The organism is Lentisphaerota bacterium, from assembly GCA_016873675.1.
In the GTDB taxonomy this organism is placed as follows: Bacteria; Verrucomicrobiota; Kiritimatiellia; order RFP12; family JAAYNR01; genus VGWG01.
The window spans coordinates 20651-28952 of record VGWG01000030.1; the positions used below are offsets into that span (position 1 = coordinate 20651).

The 8302-nt window shown below is 62.9% G+C and carries 8 protein-coding genes; all 8 read left to right on the forward strand.

Annotated elements, in window-relative coordinates; genetic code table 11:
* Positions 1 to 191: 191 nt before the first annotated feature.
* The 8 genes from FJ222_05770 to FJ222_05805 all read left to right on the forward strand — a co-directional run bounded on the left by FJ222_05770 (position 192) and on the right by FJ222_05805 (position 7735).
* Positions 192 to 1172 carry a DUF128 domain-containing protein gene (locus FJ222_05770; GenBank protein MBM4163932.1) on the forward strand — a complete coding sequence of 327 codons (981 nt, stop codon included), beginning with the start codon at positions 192 to 194 and terminating at the stop codon, positions 1170 to 1172.
* Between the two features lie 99 nt (positions 1173 to 1271).
* On the forward strand, positions 1272 to 2081 hold the full coding sequence (locus tag FJ222_05775) for a response regulator (GenBank protein MBM4163933.1): 810 nt from the start codon (positions 1272 to 1274) through the stop codon (positions 2079 to 2081).
* 24 nt (positions 2082 to 2105) lie between these two features.
* Positions 2106 to 2561 carry a transcriptional repressor NrdR gene (gene nrdR, locus FJ222_05780; GenBank protein MBM4163934.1) on the forward strand — a complete coding sequence of 152 codons (456 nt, stop codon included), beginning with the start codon at positions 2106 to 2108 and terminating at the stop codon, positions 2559 to 2561.
* Between the two features lie 16 nt (positions 2562 to 2577).
* Positions 2578 to 3534 (forward strand): phosphoribosylaminoimidazolesuccinocarboxamide synthase, encoded by a 957-nt coding sequence (locus FJ222_05785; protein ID MBM4163935.1) that lies wholly within the window; start codon positions 2578 to 2580, stop codon positions 3532 to 3534.
* Between the two features lie 17 nt (positions 3535 to 3551).
* A complete protein-coding gene (gene lysS, locus FJ222_05790; protein ID MBM4163936.1) occupies positions 3552 to 5021 on the forward strand; it encodes a lysine--tRNA ligase in 1470 nt (489 codons plus the stop codon).
* Positions 5022 to 5049: 28 nt separating this feature from the next.
* Positions 5050 to 5283, forward strand: a complete 234-nt coding sequence (locus tag FJ222_05795; GenBank protein ID MBM4163937.1) for a 4Fe-4S dicluster domain-containing protein — start codon at positions 5050 to 5052, stop codon at positions 5281 to 5283.
* A 3-nt stretch (positions 5284 to 5286) separates the two neighbouring features.
* A complete protein-coding gene (gene vorB, locus FJ222_05800; GenBank protein ID MBM4163938.1) occupies positions 5287 to 6333 on the forward strand; it encodes a 3-methyl-2-oxobutanoate dehydrogenase subunit VorB in 1047 nt (348 codons plus the stop codon).
* 1 nt (position 6334) lies between these two features.
* Positions 6335 to 7735 carry a ketoisovalerate oxidoreductase gene (locus tag FJ222_05805; protein ID MBM4163939.1) on the forward strand — a complete coding sequence of 467 codons (1401 nt, stop codon included), beginning with the start codon at positions 6335 to 6337 and terminating at the stop codon, positions 7733 to 7735.
* Positions 7736 to 8302 lie beyond the last annotated feature (567 nt).

Sequence of the window (8302 nt, forward strand, 5' to 3'; positions counted from 1 at the left end):
GGTTTGGCCCTTCGATTGCGAAAAGCCGAAACGAGTGACACTGGATACGGCAATACGGCGTGATAATAGCAGGGCTTTATCGCCGAAAAAAGGGGTCTTTTGGCCTCTAAGTACGATTTTAATGGCCGAATTGCCGTATTCTGTGATACCGTGGCGGTCGAACCTTGGGCCCATAGTGTGTGGAGGCGGCCATGTCGGGAAAAGTCGAGCGGACGCAGATGGCGATTCTGAAGGTGTTGGCTGACTTGCGTGATTCGGTGGGCGCGTCGCGGATTGTGGAACTCCTTCTGGGGGCGGGTCTGGATGTGAGTCCGCGCACGGTTCGCTTTCATCTGCTGGAACTGGACCGGCGGGGATTGACGGCGTTGATGAGCAGGCGGAGCGGGCGTGTCATCACGCAGGCGGGGCGGGATGAGCTGGCCCAATCGGATGTCCTGCTGAAGGTGGGTCTGGTTTCGGCCAAGGTGGACACGATGACCTACACGATGTCGTTTGACGTCGGCACGGGTGAAGGAACGGTGATCACCAACACCGCGCTGCTGCATCGAGACTGTCTGCCGGAGGCGCTCGCCGAGATGCGCCAGGTTTTCCGGGCGCAGTTGGGCGTGGGCACCCGGGCGATTATCGTTCCGGCTGGCGATCGGGTCGGCGGAGGGGTGGTTCCCGAGGGTTTTGCGGGGGTTGGCACGGTCTGCAGCATCACGTTTAGCGGCATTTTTCTCAGGCGCTGCATCCCGCTGGTCTCCCGCTTCGGCGGGCTGCTGGAGATCCGTGACCGCAAGCCGGTACGTTTTGTCGATTTGATCGAGTACCGGGGGACCACGCTCGATCCGCTCGAGGTGTTCATCCAGGCCGGAATGACGCGTGTTCGCGATGCCGCCCGGAGCGGCAATGGGCTGGTTTGCGCCGGATTCCGCGAGATCCCGGCCGTGGCGATCCCGGATGTCGAGCGGCTTCGCATCGAATTGCGCCGCAAGGGGCTCAACGGGCTACTGGCCATGGGGCGCCCGAACCAGCCGTTGTTCGGAATCCCGGTTTCCGACGGCCATGCCGGGCTGGTGGTTCTGGGCGGATTGAACCCGGTTGCGGCCATACGCGAAGCGGGGTATTCCGTCCGCCTACGCTCCCTCGCCGGGATTGAGGAATACACGCGGTTCCGGCCGATCGAATGACCCCCGAGGCGCCTGCACACCCGCTCCCATAAATACATTGCCCAAAGACGGGTCAATCGGGTAAACTGAACGCCGAATCAACACGGGTGAGGGAGTGTCATGAAACAGGATATGCGCGCCAAACGGACGATCTTGCTGGTTGACGATGACATGAGCCTTTTGCAGACGCTGGATGATTTCCTCAGCTACGAAGGCTACCAGGTTGAAACCGCTGAAAGTGGCGAACGGGCGCTGGCGAAACTGCGCCGGATCAACCCCGATATCATCATCCTCGACATGAGCATGCCGGGCATGGGGGGTGTCGGCTTTTTGGACCGCATCACCCAGCCTGACGGCAGCACCCGGTTCCCGGTTCTGGTGTTGACGGCTCGGGCGGCGATGGCCGAGTATTTCGCCTCGCGCCAGATAGACGGCTTTCTGTCCAAGCCCTGTAACCCGGAGGATCTGCTGAACGAGGTCAGCCGCATCATTTTCCTCCGCAGCGGCGATTCCGCCCCGGGGGGGAATGCCGCGCTCGATCCGGTTGCGGCATCCCACGCTCGGCGCGCGGTTTTAGCCGAGGGCGACGCCGCGCTCGCCGCATCCTTGAGCGTTGATCTGCAGCGCGTGGGATTTCAGGTGGAGGCGGTCAGGACGGGTCCGGCCGCGCTGGAACTGGCGATCGTGAGCAAGCCCGACGTGGTGATTCTGCGGATGGAATTGGACGGGATGAATGCCAGCGAAATCGTGAGCACCCTGCGCCGGATACCGAATCTGCGTTGCCTGCCGATCGTGGTTTACGGCATCGCCGCGCCCGACGCGCTGATCGAGCACGTGGCGATGCTCGACTTGTCGGAAATAGCCGCGATCAAGGATGTTTCGGCCGATAAGATCATCAATGCCGCGCTGGCTGTCACCGTGAAGCGGTAGTGGGGTTGCCTCAGGAGACCGGGAATGCGTTGTCCAAAATGCGGCCACATGGATGACAAGGTGCTCGACAGCCGGTCGACTCGGGAGGGGGCGTCCGTGAGGCGTCGCCGGGAATGCCTCGCCTGCAGCCAGCGCTTCACGACTTACGAGGAGATCGTGCGCGACGAACTGCGCGTGGTCAAGCGCGACGGCCGACGCGAGGATCTGAGCCGGGCCAAACTGACAGCTGGCGTGTTGCGAGCGTGCGAGAAGCGCCCGATCACGCAGGCCCAGATTGAGGCGCTGGTTGATTCGGTGTTGGATGAGGTCTCCAAGACCTGCGATGTCGAGGTCTCGACCAACGCGATCGGCGAGAAGGTGATGATCCGGCTGAAGAATCTCGACGAAGTGGCCTATGTGCGGTTCGCCTCGGTCTATCGGCGTTTTGCCGATGTGAACCAGTTCTTAAACGCAATCCAGGACATGGTGGGCAAGACCTAGAACAAGGGAGCGTGATATGGTTGATGACGCGCGGATTCGGGACGAGCTTGACAATGTGCTGGCAGACGTCGATTTTCCGAAATTGGGCACCCGCATCAGCGGCAAGGTGCGCGACAGTTTCGTCGTCGGCAACAAACGGATATTGATCACCACCGATCGCATCTCGGCGTTTGACCGGATCCTCGGCACTATTCCGTTCAAGGGGCAGGTGCTGAACCAGCTCGCAGCGTTCTGGTTCGAGAAGACCCGCAAAACCGTCCCCAACCACATGCTGGACGTCCCCGATCCCAACATCATGGTTGTGGCCGAATGCGGCCAACTTCCGCTCGAATTCATCGTCCGAGGCTACATCACCGGCGTCACCAAGACCTCGGCTTGGATGAATTACGCAGCCGGCGCGCGGGTCATTTGCGGCAACGCCCTTCCCGACGGATTGAAGAAGGACCAGAAACTGGATCGGCCCATCCTGACGCCGACCACCAAGCACGAGGAGCACGACCGCAACATTTCGCGTGCCGAGGCAATCGCCGAGGGGTTGATCGACGGAACGGCGTTTGACGCGGCCGCCGCCCTCTGCATGAAGCTGTTCGACGCCGGCGTGCGCCATGCCGCGCGCCAGGGGCTGATCCTTGTGGACACCAAGTATGAGATCGGCACGCGCGACGGCCAGATGGTCGTCAGCGACGAGATCCACACCCCCGATTCATCCCGTTACTGGTTTACCGACACCTATCAAAGCCTGTTCGACGCTGGCGCGGATCAGCGAAAGCTGGACAAGGAGTATGTGCGCGAATGGCTCGCCGCACGGGGCTTCCGGGGCGACGGCCCGGCGCCCGAACTCACGGAAGAGGTTCGGATTGAGGCGGCCAAGCGCTATATCGAAGCCTACGAGCGGGTCACCGGCCTCCCGTTCAAGCCGATTGACGGCCCGATCCGTGACCGCGTGCGCCGGGCGTTGGAGCGGATTCTGTGAGCCTGTCAGGAGAAAGCATGTCGTCACCCGAACAACCGGTCTCCGAGCCGGCCAACATCTATCGCGAACAGCGCCTGGCCAACATGCGCCAATTAGAGGCGCTCGGGCAAAAACCCTTCGGCCACGCCTGGCCGCGCAGCGGCCGTCTGGCCGAGATCCGAGCGGCGTTCGAGGAGGGCAAGACCGTGAGCGTCGCCGGACGCCTGATGACGATCCGGGGCATGGGCAAGGCCGTGTTTGCCGACCTCTACGACGGCTCGGGGCGCTTCCAGCTTTTTATCAAGATGAACGCGCTGGGCGAGGACGCCTTTCAGGCCTTCAAGCTGCTGGATCTCGGCGACCAGATCGGCGTTGAGGGGCGGCTCTTCGTGACGCGGATGGGCGAACAGACGATCGAGGTGCACCGCTGGGCGCTGCTCTCCAAGGCGCTGTTGAACCTGCCGGAGAAGTGGCACGGCCTGCAGGACACCGAGGAGCGCTACCGCAAACGCTACCTCGACCTGATCGCCAACCCCGAATCCCGGGACCGATTCAATAAACGGATCGCGATCATCCGCGAGATCCGCAGCTTTCTCGACGCTCGCGGCTTTCAGGAGGTCGAAACGCCGATGATGCAGCCGCAGGCCGGCGGCGCCGCCGCGCGGCCGTTCATCACCCGCCACAATGCGCTGGCCTGCGACATGGTCATGCGCATCGCGCCGGAGCTTTACCTCAAGCGCCTCCTCGTCGGCGGATTTGACAAGGTCTACGAGCTGGGAAAGAACTTCCGTAACGAGGGGCTGGATCGCACCCACAACCCGGAATTCACTGTGCTGGAGGTCTATGAGGCCTATGGCGACCGGCTGACCATGAAGGCGCTGATCGAGGGCCTGATCCCAGCCCTCGCCGACACGGTGCTGGGCGCACGAGCCGTCACGCTGAAGACAGCGGAGGGCGGCGACGAGACGATCAACCTCGCGCCCCCCTACCGCGAAGTCGCCTATGCCGATCTGATCCGGGAGCGGATGGGCGCCGATTGGTTTGAAACCCCGCTTGAGGAAGCACGGCAGCGGGCGGTTGCCGCCGGTCTGGACCTCGCGCCGGGAATGAGCCACCTGCTCATCACCCACGAGATCTACGACAAGCTGATTGAGCGGACGCTGCGGCAACCGACCTTCGTTACGCGGCTCCCCAAGCAGTTCGTGCCGCTGGCCAAGGCCTGCGCGGACGATCCGGTCTGGGTGGATGTGTTTGAATTTGTCGTGGCGGGCAAGGAGCTATGCCCGGGCTACTCAGAAAACAACGACCCGATCGAGCAGCGGCAGCGCTTTGCCGAGCAGGTCGGCGAGAATCCGGAACGGATTGACGAGGATTTTCTGACGGCTCTCGAACACGGCATGCCGCCCGCCGGCGGCATGGGGATCGGCATCGACCGTCTGGTGATGCTGCTCACCGCAACCGATGTGATCCGCGACGTGATCCTCTTCCCGCAGCTCAAGCAGCGCTGACGGGGAATCAACCAGGCGGGGGGTGGCCATGGCATCGGCTGAGAAAAAGAACGGAACGCATCCGGTGATTGACGAAACGGTCTGCAAAGGGTGCGGCCGTTGCGTGGCGGCGTGTCCGAAGCAGGTGCTGCGCCTGCGCGAGCGGCTGAGTTGCCGCGGCATCAAGCCCGCCGAGTACGCGGGCGCGGGGTGCGTCGGCTGCAACATCTGCTTCTACAACTGTCCCGAACCGTACGCGATCGAAGTCCACACGGAGGAGTGAACGATGGTGAAATTTGTCAAAGGCAACGAGGCCGTGGTGATCGGCGCGCTCTATGCCGGCTGCGACTATTACTTTGGCTATCCCATCACGCCCGCGAGCGAAGTCGCCCATGCCGCCTCGGCCTGGTTCCCGGCCGTCGGGCGGGGCTTTCTGCAGGCGGAGTGCGAGACGGCCTCGATTAACATGGTCTACGGTGCCTCGGCGGCGGGGAAACAGAGCATGACCGCCTCGTCGGGACCGGGCATCAGCCTGATGCAGGAGACCCTCTCGTACATGGCGGGCGCCGAACTGCCGGGCGTGATCGTCAACGTGCAGCGGGCCGGTCCCGGCCTGGGCAACATCTACCCCGAACAGGCCGATTACAATCAGGCGGTCAAGGGCGGCGGGCACGGCAGCTATCAGTGCATCGTGCTGGCGCCGGGAAACGTCCAGGAGATGTGCGACCTGACGATGCTGGCCTTCGAGCTGTCGTTCGCCTACCGCAACCCGGCGATCGTCCTCACCGACGCCATGCTCGGCCAGATGATGGAGACGCTCCGGCTGCCTGCGGCCGAGCGGCCCCGTCCAGAGACCGACGCATGGGCCGTCTCGGGAACGCGGGCAACCCGCAAGAACCTGATCACCTCGATCTATCTCGACGTGGCGCAGGAGGAGGCGATCAACCGCACGCTACAGGAGAAGTATGTGCGGATGCAGGTGGAGGCGCGCGCCGAGCCGTACCGGACCGACGACGCAGAGGTGGTTGTGATTGCCTATGGCGTGTCCAGTCGCGTCGCGCGGACCGCCGTCGATAAACTGCGCGCCGACGGCGTCAAGGCTGGCCTGTTTCGTCCCATTACCCTGGCGCCTTTCCCGGAGTCCGCCCTCTGCGCCGTGGCCGACGGACGCAAGCTGCTGGTGGTCGAGCTGAGTTGCGGACAGTTTCACAACGACGTGTTCTTCCATTTAGCCAAAGGGCTGGGGCGCGTCGCCGACGTTGGTCTGCTGAACCGGATGGGCGGGGGCCTGATTGCCGTGGATGAGGTGGTGGCGCGTGTGAAGGAGCTGTGAGATGGCGGTCAAAAAAACGGTAGGCATGTACCCGGCGTTCGAACGCAGCGGCACCTCGACCCGCGCCTCGCACTACTGCGCCGGCTGCGGACACGGGATCATCCACAAGCTCATCACTGAGGCCGTGACGGATCTGGGCATCGCGGACCGCGTCGTGATGGCCAATCCGATCGGCTGCGCGGTGTTCGGTTATTACTACTGGGACATCGGCAACATCGGCGCGGCCCACGGCCGCGCCGCCGCCGTCTGCACCGCCGTCAGCCGGACGTGCCCCGAAGCCATCGCCCTCGCGTATCAGGGCGACGGCGACCTCGGCGCGATCGGGTTCAACTGCTCGTTCCAGGCGGCGAACCGCGGCGAGCGCATGGCCACTTTTTTTGTGAACAACGCGACCTACGGCATGACCGGCGGACAAATGGCGCCAACCTCGCTGGAGGGGCAGAAGACGACCACCACACCGCGCGGCCGCGATGTGCTGAACGACGGCTACCCGCTGCACGTCTGCGAAGTGATCAACCAGCTCACGGCTCCGGTTTACATCGAACGGGTCTCGGTTGCCGACACCCGGCGGATCATGCAGGCCCGGCGGGCGATCCGCAAGGCGCTGGAGCTGCAGCGCGACGGCAAGGGCTATGCGTTTGTCGAGATCCTGTCGCCGTGTCCGACCAACATGGGAATGGATGCGGTCCAAGCGGCGCAGTTCACGAATGATAAGATGGAACAGGAGTTTCCGCTCGGCGTGTTCCGGGATCGGAGCGAAACGGCGGTCGCGCGACCCGCCGCCCCGGTCAGACCGGGTCCGGCGGCCTTCTTCACCAGCAATCCGGACGGTGCCAAAGACGCCGCGCCCGACCCGGCGTTCGTGGAACAGCGGCTGAAATTCGCCGGATTCGGCGGGCAGGGGATTCTCAGCCTGGGTCTGTACGTGGCGGAGGCCGGCCGTTTTGCTGGGCGCTACACGACCTGGTTTCCAAGCTATGGTCCGGAGCAGCGAGGCGGGGCCGCCTCGTGTTCGGTCGTCGTGGCGGGAAACCCCGTGGGGTCGCCTGCGGTTGACCACGCGGACGTGCTGATCTGCATGAACCAGCCCGCCTTTGAACGGTTTGCCAAGGACGTCAGGCCGGGCGGCTGGCTGATCGTCGATGCCTCGGTGCCGATTTCAGAAAAGCCGGCAGAGGTGCAGGTTGTCTCCTTCCCGGCGATTCAGTTTGCAACCGAACGCGGCATGCCGCGCTCGGCGAATGCGGTGATGCTGGCCGTTCTCGCGGCCAGCGGTGCCACCGGACTCGACCGCAGCGTGATGGAGCAGGCGCTCGCCGCGAGCTTCCAGAAAAAGCCGTCGCTCATCCCGAAAAACCTCGCGATCTTCGCTGCCGCTTATGAACAGGCGTGCGGGTGCTGACCTATGCGATCCTGTCTAATCTTTTCCATATTCTAGCTGAAGTGCCCGACAGCCAGGAGAAGCGGAGATTGTGGCGCGGCTGCCGGCTATCGATGAGCGGCGGGTTCCAGCCGCCGCCGACTGCATGGGCCTGGCAGGCCTATCGATTCACGGTCACACGGAAGGCGGCATGGACGACCGATCCGCCAGGGATATAGGACGAGAAGAATAACGAGTGCCGATCATGGCAGAACCGTGAACACAAAAGTCCCCATGAACCCCGTCAACGGCGAGGGGGATGAGGTTCCATACGATGAGTCGCAACTGTACATAAGTCCCCCATTGTTCCATGAAATTTCGCTTGATGGCGTCCAAGCGGAAAAATCCCTTGTACCCGCGTACTCACTGGCCATGTGATGATAGGGAAATACCGCCAGTTTGATCGAATCGTAATAAATTCCGGCACTTCACGAGAATCTGTGGGTGGTAGTTGATTAAGAAAGGCGCATCCGGTTATCCTTCTTGTACACAAAACAGAGGAGGATAAACGACACCGGATGCGCGTAGAAACTTTACTAAACCACATGG